The 21240-nt window shown below is 68.5% G+C and carries 15 protein-coding genes and 1 pseudogene; 12 read left to right on the top strand and 4 right to left on the bottom strand.

Annotation, left to right across the window (positions count from 1 at the left end):
* Positions 1-86: 86 nt before the first annotated feature.
* Positions 87-1322, bottom strand: coding sequence for a branched-chain amino acid ABC transporter substrate-binding protein (locus BXA03_RS26145; protein ID WP_076512107.1), 1236 nt, complete (start codon positions 1320-1322; stop codon positions 87-89).
* 130 nt (positions 1323-1452) lie between these two features.
* The gene (locus BXA03_RS26140; RefSeq protein WP_076512106.1) at positions 1453-3084 is read right to left on the bottom strand and encodes a 3-(methylthio)propionyl-CoA ligase; all 1632 of its coding nucleotides are present in this window, start codon (positions 3082-3084) and stop codon (positions 1453-1455) included.
* Between the two features lie 121 nt (positions 3085-3205).
* Here BXA03_RS26140 and BXA03_RS26135 point away from each other — a divergent pair, with 121 nt between their 5' ends.
* The 5 genes from BXA03_RS26135 (at position 3206) to BXA03_RS26115 (ending at position 6876) form a co-directional block, all read left to right on the top strand.
* On the top strand, positions 3206-4702 hold the full coding sequence (locus BXA03_RS26135; protein WP_083716555.1) for a protein adenylyltransferase SelO: 1497 nt from the start codon (positions 3206-3208) through the stop codon (positions 4700-4702).
* Complete coding sequence (gene msrB / locus BXA03_RS26130; protein ID WP_076512104.1) at positions 4699-5121, top strand: peptide-methionine (R)-S-oxide reductase MsrB; 423 nt, start codon at positions 4699-4701, stop codon at positions 5119-5121. The genes BXA03_RS26135 and msrB overlap by 4 nt, the downstream gene beginning before the upstream one ends.
* A gap of 31 nt (positions 5122-5152) precedes the next feature.
* Positions 5153-5701, top strand: coding sequence for a septation protein A (locus BXA03_RS26125; protein ID WP_076512103.1), 549 nt, complete (start codon positions 5153-5155; stop codon positions 5699-5701).
* Positions 5698-5976 carry a BolA family protein gene (locus BXA03_RS26120; RefSeq protein ID WP_076512102.1) on the top strand — a complete coding sequence of 93 codons (279 nt, stop codon included), beginning with the start codon at positions 5698-5700 and terminating at the stop codon, positions 5974-5976. Before BXA03_RS26125 ends, BXA03_RS26120 begins: the two co-directional genes overlap by 4 nt.
* A gap of 120 nt (positions 5977-6096) precedes the next feature.
* Positions 6097-6876, top strand: coding sequence for a peptidylprolyl isomerase (locus BXA03_RS26115; protein ID WP_076512101.1), 780 nt, complete (start codon positions 6097-6099; stop codon positions 6874-6876).
* Positions 6877-6933: 57 nt separating this feature from the next.
* On the opposite strand, the gene BXA03_RS26110 is transcribed toward BXA03_RS26115, so the two are convergent.
* Together BXA03_RS26110 and purL are read right to left on the bottom strand one after the other, a co-directional pair.
* Positions 6934-7482 (bottom strand): hypothetical protein, encoded by a 549-nt coding sequence (locus BXA03_RS26110; RefSeq protein ID WP_076512100.1) that lies wholly within the window; start codon positions 7480-7482, stop codon positions 6934-6936.
* Positions 7483-7523: 41 nt separating this feature from the next.
* Complete coding sequence (gene purL / locus BXA03_RS26105; RefSeq protein WP_083716553.1) at positions 7524-11555, bottom strand: phosphoribosylformylglycinamidine synthase; 4032 nt, start codon at positions 11553-11555, stop codon at positions 7524-7526.
* A gap of 115 nt (positions 11556-11670) precedes the next feature.
* Between purL and map the strand changes: the two genes are divergently transcribed.
* The 7 genes and pseudogenes from map to BXA03_RS26070 all read left to right on the top strand — a co-directional run.
* Positions 11671-12516, top strand: coding sequence for a type I methionyl aminopeptidase (gene map, locus BXA03_RS26100; protein WP_076512098.1), 846 nt, complete (start codon positions 11671-11673; stop codon positions 12514-12516).
* A 14-nt stretch (positions 12517-12530) separates the two neighbouring features.
* Complete coding sequence (locus BXA03_RS26095) at positions 12531-15131, top strand: [protein-PII] uridylyltransferase (protein WP_076512097.1); 2601 nt, start codon at positions 12531-12533, stop codon at positions 15129-15131.
* Between the two features lie 1038 nt (positions 15132-16169).
* Positions 16170-16268 (top strand): K(+)-transporting ATPase subunit F, encoded by a 99-nt coding sequence (gene kdpF / locus BXA03_RS26090; protein ID WP_058644048.1) that lies wholly within the window; start codon positions 16170-16172, stop codon positions 16266-16268.
* Positions 16268-18067 carry a potassium-transporting ATPase subunit KdpA gene (gene kdpA, locus BXA03_RS26085; protein WP_076512096.1) on the top strand — a complete coding sequence of 600 codons (1800 nt, stop codon included), beginning with the start codon at positions 16268-16270 and terminating at the stop codon, positions 18065-18067. The genes kdpF and kdpA overlap by 1 nt, the downstream gene beginning before the upstream one ends.
* Positions 18068-18077: 10 nt before the next feature.
* Complete coding sequence (gene kdpB / locus BXA03_RS26080) at positions 18078-20252, top strand: potassium-transporting ATPase subunit KdpB (protein WP_076512095.1); 2175 nt, start codon at positions 18078-18080, stop codon at positions 20250-20252.
* 19 nt (positions 20253-20271) lie between these two features.
* Positions 20272-20856 (top strand): potassium-transporting ATPase subunit KdpC, encoded by a 585-nt coding sequence (kdpC, locus tag BXA03_RS26075; protein ID WP_200803440.1) that lies wholly within the window; start codon positions 20272-20274, stop codon positions 20854-20856.
* A 184-nt stretch (positions 20857-21040) separates the two neighbouring features.
* Positions 21041-21240: pseudogene (locus tag BXA03_RS26070) on the top strand (hypothetical protein); the annotation flags it as partial.

The following is a 21240-nucleotide window of genomic DNA, read 5'->3' as shown; positions in this document are numbered from 1 at the left end:
CTGGGGAATCGCTTTTCTATCACCCGGGTGACAGCCGCCGCCGCACCATTTCTACCCTCGGGTAGCACGCTACTGGTGCACGGCGCTCAGGGCCGCTTCATCTGGCAGCTTGTAGGGGTGCTGGCCACGTAGGGCTCGTAGTACTTGACCGGTGCAAAGGTGTAGCCGGTGTTCTCCGCGTCATAGGGATACTTGCCGCCGGCCTTCTCCCAACGCGTGATGTAGAGGCCCTGCTGCAGCTGGTGATCGGCCTTTCGCATCTCGACCTCGCCGTTGAAGCTCTTGACCTTCATGCCCTCCAGTGCCGCCGCCACCTTCACGGGATCGGTGGACTTCGTCTTGACGAAGGCCGCGTCCAGCAGTGCGAAGGTGTGGTAGATCGAGTTCTGCGTCATGTCGTCGTTCATGCGCTTCTTGAAGTCGGCCATCAGCGGCTGGATCGGCGGGCCCATGTTGTAGTGGCCATAGCCGACCACATACACCTTGCCGGCGGCCGTGGCGCCCATGGCCGTGGGCGCGCCCGACCCGAAGGCGTAGTAGGTGTAGAACTTCACGGTGTCCAAGAGGCCTGCGTCGTTGGCCGCCTTGATCAGCAGCGCCAGGTCGGAGCCCCAGTTGCCAGTGATCACGGTGTCGGCGCCCGACTGCTTGATCTTGGCGATGTAGGGCGCGAAGTCGCGCACCTGCGCCAGCGGATGCAGGTCGTCGCCCACGATCTGCACGTCGGGCCGCTTGCGCGCCAGGTTCTCCTTGGCGAACTTGCTGACCTGCTGGCCGTGCGAGTAGTTCTGACCGATGAGGTAGACCTTCTTGATCTCGGACTGATCCTTCATGTAGGTGGTCAGCGCCTCCATCTTCATGGAGGTGTCGGCATCGAGCCGAAAGTGCCAGTAGCTGCACTTGCTGTTGGTCAGGTCCGGATCGACCGCGGCATAGTTGAAGTAAACGACTTCCTTGCCTGGATTGCGGGCGTTGTGCTTTTCCAGTGCATCGATGATGGCCAGCGCCGGGCCGGAGCCGTTGCCCTGGGTCACGTAGCGCGCGCCCTGGTCCATGGCTGAGCGGAGTGCGGCCGTCGTCTCCTGCGGGCTCAGCTTGTTGTCGATGCCGATGATCTCGAACTTCACGCCCGAGGCATTGCTCTTGTTGAAGTGCTCGGCCAGCAGCTGATAGGTCTTGAGCTGGTTGGTGCCGACGGCCGCCATCAGACCCGAGAGGGGGTCCATCCAGGCGATCTTCACGGTCTCGCCCTTCTGGGCAAAGGCGCTGGTGGCCATCACGGCCAGGGCGGCGGCGGCAAGGTGCTTCAGGCGAACGTTCATCGGTGTTGTCTCCGGGATTGGGTCCGCGCAGCGTAGCCACCGGGCGGCTCGCGGCGATCAGGGAACACCCGAAAAAAAAGGCCGCGAATGCGGCCTCTCTATCGCGCAGGCGACAGCCCGCATGCGGGGGTCAGAGCCCTGGCAGCTTGTAGTCCTTGAGCAGCTCGCGGATGCGCGTCTTGAGGATCTTGCCGGTCGCGCCCAGCGGGATGGCCTCGACGAAGACCACGTCGTCCGGAATCTGCCATTTGGCCGTCTTGCCCTCGTAGAACTTCAACAGCTCCTCGCGCGTGACCTCGGCACCCGGCTTCTTGGCCACGACCACGATGGGTCGCTCGTCCCACTTGGGATGGAACACGCCGATGCACGCCGCCATCGCCACGGCCGGGTGCGCCACGGCGATGTTCTCGATGTCGATCGAGCTGATCCATTCGCCGCCGGACTTGATCACGTCCTTGCTGCGGTCGGTGATCTGCATGAAGCCGTCGGCGTCGATAGTGGCCACGTCCCCGGTGGGGAACCAGCCGCCCCCGCGCAGGGGGTCGCCACCCTCGCCCTTGAAGTACTCCTTGACGATCCACGGGCCCTTGACCAGCAGGTCGCCGTAGGTCTTGCCGTCCCAGGGCAGTTCCTGGCCATCGTCGCCGACGATCTTCATGTCGACGCCGAAGATGGCCCGCCCCTGCTTCATCCGCAGCGCGAGCTGCTCCTCGGCAGGCAGCGACAGGTGCTTGTTCTTGAGCGTGCACAGCGTGCCCAGCGGGCTCATTTCGGTCATGCCCCAGGCATGCAGCACATCGACGCCGTACTGCTCGCGGAAGGCATTGATCATGGCCGGCGGGCAGGCCGAGCCGCCGATGACGGTGCGGTTGAGCTTGCCGAACTTGAGGCCCTGCGTCTGCATGTGGCCAAGCAGCATCTGCCAGACCGTGGGCACGCCCGCGGCGAAGGTCACGCCTTCGCTCTCGATCAATTCATAGACCGACTTGCCGTCCATCGCCGGGCCGGGAAACACCAGCTTGCAGCCCACCAGGGCCGCCGAATACGGAATGCCCCAGGCATTGACGTGGAACATGGGCACCACCGGCAGCACCGAATCGCGTGCCGACAGGCACATCACATCGGGCAGGCAGGCCGCATAGGCATGCAGGATCGTCGAGCGGTGGCTGTAGAGCGCGGCTTTGGGGTTGCCCGTGGTGCCGCTCGTGTAGCACATGCTCGAGGCCGAGTTCTCGTCGAAGCTGGGCCATTCGTAGGTATCGGCCTGGCCGCCGATCCAGGTTTCGTAGCTGACGAGGCCGGGCACGCCGGTGTCGGCCGGCAGCCTGTCGGCATCGCACATGGCCACCCATTTCTTCACCGTCGGACAGCGGGCGTGCACGGCCTGCACCAGCGGCAGGAAGCTGAGGTCGAAGCACAGGATCTGGTCTTCGGCATGGTTGGCGATCCAGGCGATCTGGTCGGGATGCAGACGCGGATTGATCGTGTGCAGCACACGGCCGCTGCCGGAGACGCCGTAGTACAGCTCGAGGTGGCGGTAGCCGTTCCAAGCCAGCGTCGCGACACGGTCGGAGAAAAGCAGCCCCTCGGCCTCCACCGCGTTGGCGACCTGGCGCGCCCGGCGCGCTACGTCGGCCCACGTGTAGCGGTGGATGTCGCCCTCGACCCGGCGCGAGACGATCTGCCCGTCGCCATGGTGGCGCTCGGCGAACTCGAGCAGGTTGGAAATCAGCAGGGGGCGGTCTTGCATCAGGCCCAGCATGTGGGAGGCTCCTTGGTGGCGAAAGGACAAAGCGGACGAGTATTGCGCGGTGCAGCATGCCCGCCCCATCGGGAATCCCCGTAAATCCAGCGGGCGAAAGGGCTTCACGGACAATCCGACGATGAGTTCGTCCCCCTCGTCCGGCGCCTTGGGCAGCAGCACTTCAGGACATCCTGCTGCGCCGCTCTGGCGCGAAGGTTTCGCCCGCCTCGGCCCGGCCTTCTACACCCGCCTGCGTCCCACGCCCCTGCCCGCACCCGCGTTGATCGCGACGAGCGAGCCGACCCGGCAACTGCTTGGCTGGTCCCGCGACTGGCTGGCCTCGGACGAGGCGCTCCAGATGTTGGCAGGCAACGCCGTGCCCGAGGGCAGCGACCCGCTCGCCACCGTCTACAGCGGCCATCAGTTCGGCGTCTGGGCAGGCCAGCTGGGCGACGGCCGCGCCATCCTTCTTGGCGAGACCGACGGCGGCTTCGAGGTCCAGCTCAAGGGCGCCGGGCGCACGCCCTACTCGCGCATGGGCGATGGCCGGGCCGTGCTGCGCTCCAGCATCCGCGAGTTCCTGTGCAGCGAGGCGATGCATGCCCTCGGCATTCCGACCACGCGCGCCCTGGCGCTCGTCGGTTCGCCCGCGCCCATCGCGCGGGAGAGCATCGAGACCGCCGCCGTCGTCACCCGCGTCGCGCCCAGCTTCATCCGCTTCGGCCACTTCGAGCATTTCGCCGGGCGCGGTCAGCACGACGAACTTCGCCAGTTGGCCGATTTCGTCATCGACCAGTTCTACGCCGACTGCCGCGACGACACGCGCTTCGGCGGCAATGTCTACGCGAGCCTGCTCAATGCGGTGAGCGAGCGCACCGCGGCGCTGATGGCGCAGTGGCAGGCCGTGGGCTTCTGCCATGGCGTGATGAACACGGACAACATGTCCATCCTGGGCCTGACCATCGACTACGGGCCTTTCCAGTTCCTCGATGGTTTCGACCCCGGCCACATCTGCAACCACAGTGATTCGCAGGGCCGCTATGCCTACAACGCCCAGCCCAATGTCGCCTACTGGAACCTGTTCTGCCTGGCCCAGGCGCTGATGCCACTCATCGGCGAGGAAGAACTGGCGCTGGCGGCGCTCAAGTCGTACCGCGAGGTCTTCCCGCTGCGCTTCGAGGCTGCCATGCTGGCCAAGCTCGGCCTGGCCCAACCGGTGGCCGGCGATGCCGCGCTGCTCGAGGCGCTGCTGCGCGTGATGGCCGCCGAGCGCGTCGACTGGACCATCTTCTGGCGCCGCTTCGCCCATTACCGCGCGGGCGGCCCAGCCGACCCGCTCGACGACCTCTTCGTCGACCGCACCAGCTGGCGGCACTGGCTCTCGGCCTTCGAGCGCCGGCCGACCGAAGCCGACGCGGCGGCGGCCGTGGCTACACTGCGCGCCAATCCGCGCTTCGTGCTGCGGAACCACCTGGGCCAGCAGGCCATCGAAGCAGCCCAGAAGGGCGACTTCTCCGGCGTCCACACCTTGCTTGCGCTGCTGGAGGCCCCATTTGACGAGCATCCCGGCATGGACGCCTATGCCGACTTCCCGCCCGACTGGGCGTCTGCCATCGAAATCAGCTGCTCCTCATGACCGAACCAACCATCCGCAAGACCGACGCCGAATGGAAGGCCCTGCTGGCCGAAAAGGGCGCCGAGCCCGCCGCCTTCAACGTCACCCGCCACGCCGCCACCGAGCGACCCTTCACCGGCAAGTACGAGGCCCATTGGGCGGACGGCAGCTACCACTGCATCTGCTGCGGCGCCAAGCTGTTCGAGTCCGACACCAAATTCGACGCCGGCTGCGGCTGGCCCAGTTTCTCGGCCGAGGCCGTGCCGGGCGCCATCACCGAACATGTCGACCGCTCGCATGGCATGGTGCGCACCGAGACCGTCTGCACCCAGTGCGGCGCCCACCTGGGCCACGTCTTCCCTGACGGCCCGGCGCCCACGGGGCTGCGCTACTGCATGAATTCGGCCTCGCTCGACTTCAAGCCAGAAGACGCCGAATGAGGTCCTCCGACGGCGTCCGCCCGCTGCCCGCATGAAAGCCCTGCTCGACTTCCTGCCGATCGTCCTGTTCTTCGGCGCCTTCAAGTTCTATGGCATCTATGTGGCCACTGGCGTGCTGATGGCCGCCACGGTCGTGCAGATGGCCATCGTGTACGCCATGGAGCGCCGGCTGCAGCCCATGCAGAAGGCGACGCTGGTGCTGATCCTGCTGTTCGGCGGTCTCACGCTCGCACTGCACGACGACCGCTTCATCAAGTGGAAGCCGACGGTGCTCTACGGCGCGATGGCCATCGCGCTGGCGGTCGCGCTGTGGGGGATGGGCCGCAACGTGCTCAAGATGCTGCTGGGCAGCCAGCTGGTCCTGCCCGACCGCATCTGGCGCCGCCTCGGCGTGGCCTGGGTCTTCTACTGCGCCTTCATGTCGGCCATCAACGCCTATGTGGCGCTGTACTTCAGCACCGACGCCTGGGTCAACTTCAAGCTCTGGGGTTACGTCTTTCCCATCGCCTTCCTGGTGGCACAGGGACTGTATGTGGCGCCGCATCTGCAGGCGCAGCCCAGCGACAAGGAGTCGGCGTGACAGGCGTTGCGACCGGTCTGCCGCGCGTGGAGGAACTCGAGGCCGCGTTGCGGACGCTGCTGCAACCCACGCACCTCGAAGTACTGGACGAAAGCGCGGCACACGCGGGGCACTCGGGGGCGGGCCTGGCGGGTTGGGGCACCCACTTCCGGGTGCGCGTTGCATCGCCGCTTTTCGAGGGGCGCACGAGGGTTGCGCGGCACCGCCTTGTGTATGATGCCGTCCAGCCTTTTGTTGCCCGCGGCCTGCACGCGATCGCCATCGAGACACTCTGAGCAAGCGCTGCGCCGGCACTTTCCGGCCCCTGCCGCGAGGCTTCAGCCCCCTTCCCTCCCCACTCCTTCCTTCCGGCCCGTTCCACGGCGCCCCTTCTTTCCCCTAGCCGTTCTCCGATCATGAAAAAACAAGTGCTCCACGTCCTGGCCGCTGCCGCGCTGGCGGCTTCGCTGCCTGCTCTGGCGCAGAACGCCGCCATCGTCAACGGCAAGCCCGTGCCGAAGGCTCGGATGGAAGTGCTGGCCCAGCAGCTGGCCGCCGCCGGCCGTCCGGTGACCCCGGAGATGCAGGATCAGCTGCGCGAGGAAGTGATCACGCGCGAAGTCTTCATGCAGGAAGCGCAGAAGCAGGGCCTGGACCGCAGCGACGACTTCAAGGCGCAGATGGAACTGGCTCGCCAGGCCATCCTGATCCGCCAGCTGTTCGACAACTACCGCAAGACCAACCCTGTCACCGATGCCGAGATCAAGGCGGAGTACGACAAGATCGCGGCGGCCAACAGCGGCAAGGAATACCACGCCCGCCACATCCTGGTGCCGACGGAAGACGAGGCCAACAAGATCATGGCCGAGCTGAAGAAGGGCGCCAAGTTCGAGGACCTGGCCAAGAAGTACTCGAAGGATCCGGGCTCCGGCGCGAACGGCGGCGACCTGGACTGGACCACGCCCGCGAGCCTGGTGCCCGAGTTCTCCCAGGCCATGGTCAAGCTGAAGAAGGGCGAGACCACTGCCGCTCCGGTCAAGTCGGAATTCGGCTGGCACATCATCCGCCTGGACGACACGCGCGAGATGCAGTTCCCCAAGCTGGACGAAGTCAAGGCGCAGCTGACGCAGCAGATGCAGCAGCAGAAGCTGCAGAAGTTCCAGGAAGAGCTGCGCAGCAAGGCGCGCGTCGAGTGACGCAGCCAGCCGCCTGCGGGCGGCGGCGCCCGTGAGCGCAATGCGCTCGGCGCGTCCTCAGTTCATGAATCGCGGCCCGGATGCCTCCTGCGTCCGGGCCGTTTCGTTTTCGGCAGGCGCCAAGCCCCATCCTCCGCGCTCGGCGCCCTGCAACAGCAGGGTCTGCAGCGCCGTGGCCGCAGCGGCCGGCACATTCAGTTCGACATCGCGGCCATCGGTAGTCCGCCAGCGGATCGTCAGCTGACCCGCCGCCTCTGCACCCACGGCCACCGTGAGCGTCACCTCGCCGACCACTGGAACGGCGCCGTCCGGAAGGACCTGGGCACTCGGGGCGGCCTGCGGCGGCGTGGCGAAGTCGGCCTCGCGCAGCGCCTGGGCCCGCGCCGATTCCGCCAGCAGATCCGCTGCGCCTTCAGGCAAGGGCACCGCCCCCCACTCCGCTGCGACATGAGCCCGTGAGACGGCCTGATGCAGCGGACCATAGAGCGCCAGGAGGAGCCGGCGCGTGATCCACAGCGAGGTCCGTTCGCCCGATTGCGCAACCAGGTGCAGCAGCAGCCGATCCTCTGGGGCGACGTACTCGACGGTGATCTGATGCAGTTGCATGGGCGCGAGTATGCGCGCCGCCGGGTGGCTCTTGCGCGGGGTCAGCCGATCCAGCGCCGCGCGTTGCGCCAGATTTCCATCCAGGGACTCAGTGCCGCGTGGTCACCCGACGTCCAGCTCATCTGCACATTGCGGAACACCCGCTCCGGGTGAGGCATCATGGCCGTGAAACGGCCGTCGGCCGTGGTCACGGCCGTGAGGCCGTCCGGGCTGCCGTTCGGGTTGAGCGGATAGCGCTCGGTAGGCCGGCCAGCGTGGTCCACGAAGCGCATGGCAGCGATGGCGCGGCCGGCGTCGCCGCGGTGGCGGAAGTCGGCATAGCCCTCGCCATGGGCCACGGCGATCGGCACACGCGCACCGGCCATGCCGGCGAAGAACAGGCTGGGCGAATCCAGCACTTCCACCAGCGACAGGCGCGCCTCGAAGCGCTCGCTGCGGTTGGTGGTGAATCGCGGCCAGTCCTGCGCGCCGGGAATGATGTCGGCCAGCTCGGCGAACATCTGGCAGCCGTTGCACACGCCCAGGCCGAAGGTGTCGGCGCGGCCGAAGAAGTCGCCGAACTGCTGCGCCAGGCGTGGGTTGAAGGTGATGCTGCGGGCCCAGCCGATGCCGGCGCCCAGCGTGTCGCCGTAGCTGAAGCCGCCGCAGGCCACGATGCCCTGGAAGCGGGCCAGGTCGGCGCGGCCGCTCTGCAGGTCGGTCATGTGCACATCGACCGATTCGAAGCCGGCCTCGTGGAAGGCATAGGCCATCTCCACATGCGAGTTGACGCCCTGCTCGCGCAGGATGGCGACGCGCGGCCGGGCACTGCCCACGAAGGCGGGCGCAGTGCCGAAGCCTTCCGGCAGGTGCAGGTGCAGGCCGGTGTCGGCCGGGTCGCCGGCGGCGGCGTGCTCGGCGTCGGCGCAGTCGGGGTTGTCGCGCTCTCGGCAGATCTTCCAGCTGACGCTGTCCCACACCTGGTGCAGGTCGGCCAGCGTCGCGCTGAACACGGCCTTGGTGTCGCGCCAGACTTCGACCTTGCCCTTGCCGGCGTCGATGGGCGAGCTCTCGGGCCGGGTCTTGCCGACGAAGTGGCTGAACACGGACAGGCCGTGCGCACGCAGCGTCTGCATGACCTCGTTGCGCTCGGCGGTACGCACCTGCAGCAGCAGTCCCAGTTCCTCGTTGAACAGGGCCTTGAGCGTGAGCTCCTCGCGGCGTGCGCTGACCTGCTGCGCCCAGTTCTTGGCGTCACCCGTCTCCATGCGGCTGTCGCTGATGCCGTCGCCTTCGGTGACGAGCAGGTCGACGTTGAGCGACACGCCCACATGGCCGGCAAAACCCATCTCGCAGGCCGCGGCGAACAGGCCGCCGTCGCTGCGGTCATGCAGGGCGAGCAGCTTGCCTTCGGCGCGCAGCTGGTTGACGGCGTCCACCGTCTTGACCAGCAGTTGCGGATCGTCCAAATCGGGCACGCGGTCGCCGGTCTGGCCCAGCACCTGGGCCAGGATGCTGCCGCCCATGCGGTGCTGGCCGCGGCCCAGGTCGATGAGCACCAGCGTGGTGTCGGCCTCCAGCGCGTCGAGCTGCGGCGTGAGCGTGCCGCGCACGTCGTCGATGCTGGCGAAGGCGCTGACGATCAGGCTCACCGGCGAGCTGACCTTCTTCTTGTCGGTGCCCTCGGCCCACTGCGTGCGCATGGACAGCGAATCCTTGCCGACGGGAATGGACACACCCAGCGCCGGACACAACTCCATGCCCACCGCCTTGACCGTCTCGTACAGCGCCGCGTCCTCGCCCGGCTCGCCGCAGGCCGCCATCCAGTTGGCGGACAGCTTGACGCGCGCCAGGTCGATGGGCGCGGCCAGCAGGTTGGTGATGGCCTCGGCCACGGCCATGCGGCCCGAGGCGGCGGCGTCCATGGCGGCCAGCGGCGTGCGCTCGCCCATGCTCATCGCCTCACCGGCGAAGCCGCGGAAGTCGGCCAGCGTGACGGCGCAGTCGGCCACCGGCACCTGCCAGGGGCCGACCATCTGGTCGCGGTGCGTCAGGCCGCCCACCGTGCGGTCGCCGATGGTGACCAGGAAGCGCTTGGAGGCCACGGTGGGATGCGCCAGCACCTGGATGGCGGCCTGCTGCAGGTCCACGTCCGTGAGTTCCAGCGGCTTGAAGTTGCGGTGGATGCGGGCCACGTCGCGGTGCATCTTGGGCGGCTTGCCCAGCAGCACGTCCATGGGCATGCCCACGGGCTGGTTGGCGGCGTCGGCCTGGGCGTCGGCCACCACCAGCTCGCGCTGCTCGGTCGCCACGCCCACTACGGCGAAGGGGCAGCGCTCGCGCTCGCAGAAGGCGCGGAACTGGTCCAGCGACTCGGGCGCGATGGCCAACACGTAGCGCTCCTGGCTTTCGTTGCACCAGATTTCCTTGGGCGCCAGACCAGACTCTTCCAGCGGCACGGCGCGCAGGTCGAAGCGGGCACCGCGGCCGGCGTCGTTGGTCAGCTCGGGGAAGGCATTCGAAAGCCCGCCCGCGCCCACGTCGTGGATGGCGAGGATGGGGTTCTTCGCACCCTGCTGCCAGCAGTGGTTGATGACCTCCTGCGCCCGACGCTCGATCTCGGGGTTGCCACGCTGCACCGAGTCGAAGTCCAGCTCGGCCGCATTGGCGCCGGTGGCCATGGAACTGGCGGCGCCGCCGCCCATGCCGATGCGCATGCCGGGGCCGCCCAGCTGGATCAGCAGCGTGCCGGCGGGGAACTGGATCTTGCTGGTCTGCGTGGCGTCGATCTGGCCCAGGCCGCCCGCGATCATGATGGGCTTGTGGTAGCCGCGCTGGACGGTGTCCACGTCGCTCGCCACCGTCTGCTCGTATTCGCGGAAGTAGCCCAGCAGGTTGGGCCGGCCGAATTCGTTGTTGAAGGCCGCGCCGCCCAGCGGGCCCTCGGTCATGATCTGCAGCGGGCTGGCGATGTGAGCGGGCTTGCCATAACTGCCGTCCTCGGGCCAGAGCTTGGACACCGTGAAGCCGGTCAGGCCCGCCTTGGGCTTGGAGCCGCGGCCGGTGGCGCCTTCATCGCGGATCTCGCCGCCGGCACCGGTAGAAGCGCCCGGGAAGGGCGAGATCGCCGTCGGGTGGTTGTGCGTCTCCACCTTCATCAGCACATGGTGCAGCGCCTCTTCCTTGCCATAGGCGGGCGCGTCGGCACCCAGTTCGCTGCGGGCCACAAAGCGCTCGATGGCATGGCCTTCCATCACCGACGCGTTGTCCGAATAGGCGATGACCGTGTGCTGGGGGTTTGTCTTGTGGGTGTGGCGGATCATGCCGAACAGGCTCATCGGCTGGCGCTCGCCGTCGATGGTGAAGTCGGCATTGAAGATCTTGTGGCGGCAGTGCTCGCTGTTGGCCTGCGCGAACATCATCAGCTCGACGTCGGTCGGGTTGCGACCCAGCTTGCCGAAGGCGTCGACCAGGTAGTCGATCTCGTCCTCGGCCAGGGCCAGGCCGAAGGTGGTGTTGGCTTCGACCAGCGCCGCGCGGCCGCCGCCCAGCACGTCCACGTGGGCCATGGGCTGCGGCGGCAGCTCGGCGAACAGGGCCGCGGCGCCGTCGACGCCGGGCAGCACCGACTCGGTCATGCGGTCGTGCAGCAGGCCGGCCACCTGGGCCAGGGCCGTGGCGTCCAGCACGGGCGCGCGGCCCAGCAGGGGCGCCTTCAGGCCGATGTGGTACTGCGTGACGCGCTCCACGCGGCGCAGCGCCAGGCCGCAGTTGCGGGCGATGTCGGTGGCCTTGGAAGCCCAGGGCGAGACGGTGCCCAGCCGGGGGCTGACGACGAGCGTGGCGCCCTGCGGCGCGGCGCCAGCGTCGAAGGGCTCGCCGTAGGTCAGCAGTGCGGCGAAGCGTTCGCGTGCGGCGGCATCCATCTCGGCGTCCGACAGCACCAGGTGCACGAAGCGCGCCGTGATGGCATTGATGCGCGCGTCCACCGCCTGCAGGCGTGGCAGCAATTGGCGTGCGCGGAAGTCGCTGAGCGCGGCTCCTCCTTCGAAGATGGTCACGACGGGAGGAACGGTGGATGCGGGCTGCGTCACGGTGGGCGGGGCCTGGGGCCGGAAGGACAGAAGGGGGAGGCGGTGCAACCGGCCGCTGACTGGGGCCGTTCGCGAAAGCCCGGCATTTTAGGGGGTCGGATGGGATAATCCCCGGATGAGCATTACCTACCACGACGCCGAAGGCATTGCCGCGATGCGCGTCGCCTGCCGCCTCGCGTCCGAGGTGCTGGACTACCTGACGCCCTTCATCAAGCCCGGCATCACCACCAACGAGATCGACCGGCTGGCCGCCGAGTACATGGTCGGCCAGGGCACCACCTCCGCCACCGTGGGCTACAAGGGCGCGGGCGACGTGCCCTTCCCCAAGTCGCTGTGCACCTCGGTCAACCATGTGGTGTGCCACGGCATCCCGGACGACAAGCCCTTGAAGAAGGGCGACATCATGAACATCGACGTCACCGTCATCAAGGACGGCTGGTACGGCGACAACAGCCGGATGTTCGTGATCGGCGACGCCTCCATCGCCGCCAAGCGCCTGTGCCAGGTCACCTTCGAGGCCATGTGGCACGGCATCCTGCAGGTCAAGCCCGGCAACCACCTCGGCGATGTGGGCCATGCCATCCAGCGCTTCGCCGAGGGCAATGGCTACTCGGTGGTGCGCGAGTTCTGCGGCCACGGCGTGGGTCGCACCTTCCATGCCGAGCCCCAGGTGCTGCACTACGGCCGCCCCGGCACGATGGAAGAGCTCAAGCCCGGCATGATCTTCACCATCGAGCCGATGATCAACGCCGGCAAGCGCGACATCAAGGAAGACCACCGCGGTGGCCGCTACGACGGCTGGACCATCGTGACGCGTGACCGCTCGCTCTCCGCCCAGTGGGAGCACACGGTGCTGGTCACCGAGACGGGCTACGAGGTGCTGACCCTGTCGGCCGGCAGCCCGCCGCTGCCCGCCTTCGTGCCTGCCGCCAGCGGCCAGCCGGCGCCCGTCGCCGCCTGACGCACCGCGCGGGCATGGGGTTTTCCGTCGCCGTCGATCTGCCGGCCAGCCTGCGCGAGCAGCTGCGCGCCGGCAAGAGTGCCGTGTTCGAGCGCCTGCTGGCGCCGCAGGGTGTGCGCAACATCCACGCCGTGCTCAAGGAGCTGGCGGCCGAGGCCGACGCCGCCTTGCGCGCCTTGTGGCAGGACGCCGGTTTCGGCGACCAACTGGCCCTGGTGGCCGTCGGCGGCTACGGCCGCGGCGAGCTCTTTCCCTACTCCGATGTCGACGTGCTCCTGCTGCTGCCCGAGGGCGGCGAGGTCGAGCCGGCGCGGCTGGAGACCTTCATCGGCCGCTGCTGGGACGCCGGCCTCGAGATCGGCTCCAGCGTGCGCACACTGGGCGAGTGCCTGAGCGAGTCGGCCAAGGACGTCACGGTGCAGACCGCCTTGCTTGAATCCCGCCACGTGTGCGGCAGCAAGCGCCTGTTCACCGCCTTCCGCAAGGCCTTCGACGAGGCCATGGATCCGCATGCCTTCTTCCTGGCCAAGTCGCAGGAGATGCGCCACCGCCACCTGAAGCACGACGGCACGCCCTACTCGCTGGAGCCGAACTGCAAGGAATCGCCCGGCGGCCTGCGCGACCTGCACACCGTGCGCTGGGTGGCCCAGGCGGCCGGCTTCGGCAAGCGCTGGGAGGACTACGCGCGCGACGGCCTGGCCACCCCCTTCGAGGTCAAGCAGATCAAGCGCAACGAGGCGCTGCTGTCGCTCATCCGCGCGCGCCTGCATGCCGTGGCCAAGCGGCGCGAGGACCGGCTGGTGTTCGACCTGCAGACGGCCGTGGCCCAGACCTTCGGCTACGAGAACGAGACCGGCCGCCGCGCGAGCGAGGCGCTCATGCGCCGCTACTACTGGGCGGCCAAGGCGGTCACGCAGCTCACCGAGATCCTGATGCTGAACATCGCCGAGCGGCTCAACCCGCAATCGGCCACGCTCACGCGCATCAACGACCGCTTCTTCGAGAAGGCGGGCACCATCGAGGTAGCCAGCGACGACCTCTACGAGAAGGATCCGCACGCCATCCTCGAGACCTTCCTGCTCTACCAAAAGACCATCGGCGTCAACGGCCTGTCGGCGCGCACGCTGCGCGCGCTCTACAACGCCCGCGGCCGCATGGACAGCCGCTTCAGCAACGACAAGGTCAACCATGCGACCTTCATGCGCATGCTGCTGGAGCCGCGCGGCATCACGCATGCGATGCGGCTGATGAACCAGACCTCGGTGTTGGGGCGCTACCTGCGCGTCTTCCGCGGCACGGTGGGGCAGATGCAGCACGACCTGTTCCACGTCTACACGGTGGACCAGCACATCCTGATGGTGCTGCGCAACGTGCGGCGCTTCTTCATCGCCGAGCACGCGCACGAATACCCCTTCTGCTCGCAACTGGCAGCCGGCTGGGACAAGCCGTGGATCCTGTACGTGGCCGCCCTCTTCCACGACATCGCGAAGGGCCGCGGCGGCGACCATTCCGAACTGGGCGCGCGCGATGTGCGCCGCTTCTGCCAGAAGCACGGCATCGGCCGCGAAGACATGCGGCTGATCGAGTTCCTGGTCGCCAACCACCTGGTGATGAGCAACGTGGCGCAGAAGCAGGACCTGTCGGACCCGGAGGTCATCGGCGCATTCGCCCAGCGCGTGGGCAGCGAGCGCTATCTGACGGCGCTGTACCTGCTGACGGTGGCCGACATCCGCGGCACCTCGCCGCGCGTGTGGAACGCCTGGAAGGGCAAGCTGCTGGAAGACACCTACCGCCGCACCTCGCGCGCGCTGGGCGGCCACCTGCCCGACCCGGATGCCGAGGTGGAGGCCCGCAAGCGCGAGGCGCTGACGCTGCTGCAGCTGCATGCCCAGCCCTTCGAGGCGCACAAGGCGCTGTGGGACACGCTGGACGTGAGCTACTTCATGCGCCACGACGCCGGCGAGATTGCCTGGCACGCCAAGAAGCTGTCGCGCTTCGTGGCGCCCAAGGGCATCCCAGCCGATCCGCATGCCAAGGCCATCGTGCGGGCGCGTCTCTCGCCAGTGGGAGAAGGGCTGCAGGTGGTGGTCTACACGCCCGACCAGCCGGACCTGTTCGCGCGCATCTGCGGCTATTTCGACCAGGCCTCGTTCAGCATCCTGGACGCGCGGGTGCACACGGCCACCAACGGCTACGCGCTGGACACCTTCCAGGTCGTGACCACCTTTCTGCCCGAGCATTACCGCGAACTGATCAGCATGGTGGAGACCAACCTGGCGCAGACGCTGGACGCCTGGGGCGAGCTGCCCGCGCCCAGCCGGGGCCGGGTGTCGCGGCGGGTGCGCAGCTTCCCGATCCAGCCGCGGGTGTACCTCACCCCCGACGAGAAGGCGCAGCGCTGGTTGCTGACGATCTCGGCCAGCGACCGGGCCGGCCTGCTCTACAGCGTGGCCCGCGTTTTGGCGCGCCATCACCTGCATCTGCAACTCGCCAAGGTGACGACGCTGGGCGAGCGGGTGGAGGACAGCTTCCTGATCAGTGGCCCGGAGCTGCATGGTCAGAAGGCGCAACTGGCCATCGAGACCGAGCTGATCGACGCGCTCGAAGCGGCTTGAGGGCTTGAGGGCTTTAGCGGGTGCGAGCCGGTGCTTCGCCGGATGGCCTCGATGCCCAAGATGCCCGGTGAGTGAATCAGGGTTGGGGGTGTTCCGGTCGCGCAAGTGGCTGGGGCGGTAACCCGGCAGAGGATGCCGGCATGCGCGCTCCCGGTGCACGCTCGCGCTGACCGGCTTAGGGCACAAGCTTTGTGCTCGCCTTCCACCGACGCGCCTGCCGTACTGCACGGCGCCGCGAATGGCACCTCCGCACGCACGCCGGCATCCTCCGCCTCGACGCTGCGCGCGAATCCATCCAGTTCGATGCTGCGCACGGATCCTCCCCTTTGCGGCAAAGGGGTCAAGGGACCTCTTGGGCAACACGGGCCAATCAACCCAGACCGTTCGGGCTGAGCCTGTCGAAGCCCCGCTCGCGCACTGCGCTGCATCGCGTTGCAGCGGTCAGGGCGAGTCGGGCCTTTGCGTCGCGCGCCGTCATGCCCTTCGACAAGCTCAGGGCGAACGGAATGAGAGACCCGGGGCGGCAAACCCGGCGGTTCACGCCGGACGTCGAGGCGGGGGATGCCCGTATGCGTGCGGAGGTGCCATTCGCGGCGCCGTGCAGTGCCCCAAGCACGTCGGTGGACAGCGAGCACGTATCTGGTGAGGCAAGCCGGTCAGCGCGAGCGTGCACCGGGAGCGCGCATGCCGGCATCCCCCGCCGGTTAGCGGCACAGCGTCAGCACCCCCTGTGTCCTTCACAAGCGCGGCTTGAACAGCAACCCCGGCGCGACCGCGACCGCAACCGCAACCGCAACCGCAACCGCAACCGCAACCGCAACCGCAACCGTGCCGATCTTTACGCCGTTTTGATACCGCCCCCGCCAGTCTCTACACCGTCTTGACGCCCCCGTTCCGACACTGCCAGCCATCGTCTTTCCGATCACTGGAGTGAGAAATGGACCTCGTCTGGCTCGCCGCCATCGCCGCCCTGTGGGCCGGCATGGTCGCGCTGGTGTATGCGCTGGCCGCCATGGAGCGGCCGAACGGGGGCCGGCCATGATGTCGCTAGGCGCCCTCTATGGCCTGGCCGGCACGCTGGCGGCCCTGCTGCTGGCGTACCTCGTCTATGCCCTGATCCGCGCGGAGGACTTCTGATGAATGCCTCCGCCTGGACCCTCCTGGCCGTCTTCCTCGCCCTGCTGCTGATCCTCGCCTGGCCGCTCGGCCGCTGGCTGGCCGCACTGTGCGAAGGCCGCATGCCGCGCTGGATCGCCCGCATCGAGGCGCCGCTCTTTCGTCTGGCAGGCGTCGAGCCCAACAGCTCCATGGGCTGGATGACCTACGCCCTCGCCCTGCTCGCCTTCAATGCCCTCGGCGCGCTGGCCGTCTACGGCCTGCAGCGCCTGCAGGCCCTGCTGCCACTCAACCCCGCGGGCCTGCCGGCCGTGTCGGGCGACTCGGCCTTCAACACCGCGCTCAGCTTCTCCACCAACACCAACTGGCAGGGCTATGCGGGCGAAAGCACCATGAGCTACCTCACGCAGATGCTGGCGCTGACGGTGCAGAACTTCCTCTCCGCCGCCACCGGCATCGCCGTGGCCTTTGCGCTGATCCGCGGCTTTGCGGCACGCGGCGAGGCCGGCCGGCGCAGCGCCCGCTTCGGCGCCATCGGCAACGCCTGGGCCGACCTCACGCGCCTGACGCTGTGGCTGCTGCTGCCGCTGTCCTTCGTGCTGGCCGTCGTCTTCGTCGGCCAGGGCGTGATCCAGAACTTCGACGGCTACAAGACGGTCACCACGGTCGAGGCCACGGTCTACCAGGACCCGCAGAACGGCCCCGACGGCCAGCCGCTGAAGGACGCCGCCGGCAACCCCGTCACCAAGGAAGCCACCACGCAGACCCAGACCCTGCCCATGGGCCCGGTCGCCTCGCAGGAGGCGATCAAGATGCTGGGCACCAACGGCGGCGGCTACTTCAACGCCAACTCGGCCCATCCCTTCGAGAACCCGACGGCGCTGACCAACCTGCTGCAGATGCTGGCCATCTTCAGCATCCCGGCCGCGCTGTGCCTCACCTTCGGCCAAGTGGTGGGCGACCGCCGGCAGGGCAGGGCCATCCTGGGCGCGATGACAGCGATCTTCGTCGTCGGCGTCATCGTCGCCACCGGCGCCGAGCAGGCCGGCAACCCGCTGCTGGCAGCGCTGGGCGTGGACCCGTCGGCCGGCAACTGGGAAGGCAAGGACCTGCGCTTCGGCATCGCCGCCTCGGCCCTGTTCGCCGTGGTGACCACGGCCGCCTCCTGCGGCGCCGTGATCGCCATGCACGACTCGCTCACGCCGATGGGCGGGTTGGTCACGCTGGTCATGATGCAGCTGGGCGAGGTGGTGTTCGGCGGCGTGGGCTCGGGCCTGTACGGCATGCTGGTCTTCGCCATCCTGGCGGTGTTCATCGCCGGGCTCATGATCGGCCGCACGCCGGAGTACCTCGGCAAGAAGATCGAGGTGTACGAGATGAAGCTGATCGCCATCGCCATCCTGGTCACGCCCATCCTGGTGCTGCTGGGCACGGCCGTGGCGGTGAGCATGGAGGCCGGCCGCGCCGGCATCGCCAACCCAGGCGCGCATGGCTTTTCGGAGATCCTCTACGCCTTCACCTCGGCCGCCAACAACAACGGCAGCGCCTTCGCCGGGCTGTCGGCCAACACGCCCTTCTACAACACGATGCTGGGCGTGGCCACCTGGCTGGGCCGCTTCGCAGTGATGGTGCCGGTGCTGGCGATTGCCGGCGCGCTGGCCGCCAAGCAGCGCCTGCCGGTGACGGCCGGCACGCTGCCCACCAACGGGCCGCTGTTCGTGGTGCTGCTGATCGGCACGGTGCTGCTGGTCGGCCTGCTCAACTATGTGCCGGCGCTGGCCCTGGGCCCCATCGTCGAGCACCTGATGCTCTGGAAGTGAGGCGCGCGCCATGAACAACAACAACACGCTTTCCCTGCTCGACGGTGCGCTGGTGCGCCCCGCCCTCGTCGCGTCCTTCACCAAGCTGAGCCCCCGCGTGCAGTGGCGCAACCCGGTGATGTTCGTCGTCTACGTCGGCAGCATCCTGACCACGCTGCTGTGGGTGCACAGCCTCAACTACCCCGGCGACACCGGCATGCGGCCAGGCTTCATCCTCGCGGTGTCGCTGTGGCTGTGGTTCACCGTGCTCTTCGCCAACTTCGCCGAGGCGCTGGCCGAAGGCCGCAGCAAGGCGCAGGCCGCCTCGCTGCGCAGCCTGCGCAAGGACAGCTGGGCCAAGAAGCTCGAAGGCGCGCCGCGCGAGATGGCGCGGCTGGCCGAGCAGCTGGCCCGCGTGCGTGCCGAGGGCGCCGCGCCCGAGCCGGCCACGGCCGAATCCACCAGCGCCATCTGGCGCCCCGAACGCGCGACCAACCTCCGCAAGGGCGACGTGGTACTGGTCGAGGTCGGCGACATGATTCCGCTGGACGGCGAGGTCATCGAAGGCGTGGCCTCGGTGGACGAGTCGGCCATCACCGGCGAGTCGGCACCGGTGGTGCGCGAGTCGGGCGGCGACTTCTCGTCGGTGACCGGCGGCACCCGCGTGCTGTCGGACTGGCTGGTGGTGCGCGTCGGCGTGAACCCGGGCGAATCCTTCCTGGACCGCATGATCGGCATGGTCGAAGGCGCCAAGCGGGCCCGCACGCCCAACGAGATCGCGCTGACCATCCTGCTGGTGGCGCTGACGCTGGTCTTTTTGATGGTGACGGTGACGCTGCTGCCCTACTCGCTGTTCAGCGTGCAGGCGGCGGGCACGGGCACGGTGGTGTCGATCACCGCGCTGGTGGCGCTGCTGGTGTGCCTGATCCCGACCACCATCGGCGGCCTGCTGTCGGCCGTGGGCGTGGCGGGCATGAGCCGCATGATGCAGGCCAACGTGATCGCCACCTCCGGCCGCGCCGTCGAGGCCGCGGGCGACGTGGACGTGCTGCTGCTGGACAAGACCGGCACCATCACCCACGGCAACCGCCAGGCCTCGGCCTTTCTGCCGGCACCGGGCGTGAACAAGGCGCTCCTGGCGCATGCGGCGCAGCTGGCCTCCCTGGCCGACGAGACGCCCGAGGGCCGCAGCATCGTCGAGCTGGCCCGGCGCGAGGGCGTAAACATAGCGCCCGTCGACGGCGCCGTGTTCGTGCCCTTCACCGCCCAGACGCGCATGAGCGGCGCCGACCTGCCCGCCGCCGCGCTGGACTTCACGGGCGACGCCGTGCTGCTGCGCAAGGGCGCCGTGGAGGCGGTGCGCCGCCATGTCGAGTCGCTGCGCGGCACCATGCCCGCCGAGCTGCTGCGCGCCGCCGACGAGGTGGCCCGCCGCGGCAGCACGCCGCTGGCCGTGGCCGAGGGCGCCCGCGTACTGGGCATCGTCGAGCTCAAGGACATCGTCAAGACCGGCATCCGCGAGCGCTTCGCGCAGCTGCGCCGCATGGGCATCCGCACGGTGATGATCACCGGCGACAACAAGCTCACGGCAGCCGCCATCGCCGCCGAGGCCGGCGTGGACGACTTCCTGGCCGAGGCCACGCCCGAGGACAAGCTCAAGCTGATCCGCCAGTACCAGTCCGACGGCCGGCTGGTGGCCATGACGGGCGACGGCACCAACGACGCACCTGCCCTGGCCCAGGCCGACGTGGCCGTCGCCATGGGCAGCGGCACGCAGGCCGCCAAGGAGGCCGGCAACATGGTCGACCTGGACTCCAACCCCACCAAGCTGCTGGAGGTGGTGGAGACCGGCAAGGCCCTGTTGATGACGCGCGGCGCGCTCACCACCTTCAGCATCGCCAACGACGTGGCGAAGTACTTCGCCATCATCCCTGCCATCTTCGTGAGCACCTACCCGCAGCTCGCGGCGCTGAACGTGATGCGGCTGGCGAGTCCGTCGTCGGCCATCCTGAGCGCGGTGATCTTCAACGCGCTGATCATCGTGTTCCTCATCCCGCTGGCGCTCAAGGGCGTGCGCTACCGGCCCATCGGCGCGGCCGCGCTGCTGCGCCGCAACCTGGCCATCTACGGCCTGGGCGGGCTGCTGGTGCCCTTCGTCGGCATCAAGCTCATCGACCTGCTGCTGGCGGCAGTGGGTCTGGTCTGAACCCATGGAGACGATCCCCATGACGAAGCAAAACCTCGCGCGTCCCTGCCTGGTGCTGTTCACCGCTCTGAGCGTGATCACCGGCGTGGTCTACCCCGCGGCCGTGACCGGCGTGGCCGGCGCGCTGTTCCCGAAGCAGGCCGCCGGCAGCCTGGTGGAACGCGACGGCAAGGCCGTGGGCTCCGCGCTCATCGGCCAGAACTTCAGCGACCCCGGCCACTTCTGGGGCCGGCCCTCGGCCACCGCGCCGCAGCCCTACAACGGCAGCGGCTCCTCGGGCTCCAACCAGGGGCCGCTCAACCCGGCGTTGACCGATGCCGTGAAGGCCAGGGTCGAGGCCCTGCGCGCCGCCGACCCGGGCAACACGGCGCCGGTGCCGGCCGACTTGGCGATGGCCTCGGCCAGCGGACTCGATCCGCACATCAGCCCCGAGGCGGCGCGCTACCAGGCCGCGCGAGTGGCGCGCGTGCGCGGCCTGAGCACTACGCAGGTCCAGCAGTTGGTCGACGCACAGGTACAGCGGCCCGCGCTGCCCTTCCTGGGCGACCCGGTGGTCAACGTGCTGGCGCTCAACCTGGCGCTTGACGCGCTGACCAAGCGCTGAGCCCTCACCATGCTCGCTGACCTGCTTGCCGCCGCCGCGGCCCTCGCGGCCGTTCTGCTGCCCAGCGGCGTGGCATGGCTGATCGTGCGCCGCTGCGAACGCCATGCGCGCCGCCGCCGGCCTCGCTGACACGGCCCACAGCTTCCGCCCTCCTTTTTTCTCTGCATCGACGATGCCTTCCCCCATGTCCTTTCGCGCTTCTTCCTTCTGCCTTCTCGGTACGAGCCTGATCGCCTTCGCTGCCCAGGCCCAGTCCGAGACGCCAGCACCCGCCGCCGCACCGGCGCCCTCGCCCGTCACGGCCAACATCTCGCTGACCACCAACTACAAGTTCCGTGGCCAGGACCAGGATGCCATCGGCAACAACGGCTTCTACAAGACCAA

The organism is Pseudacidovorax sp. RU35E, assembly GCF_900156165.1.
Taxonomy (GTDB): Bacteria; Pseudomonadota; Gammaproteobacteria; order Burkholderiales; family Burkholderiaceae_C; genus Xenophilus.
The sequence above is the reverse complement of the archived record's forward strand: the minus strand, read 5'-3'. Positions and strand labels throughout refer to the sequence as shown.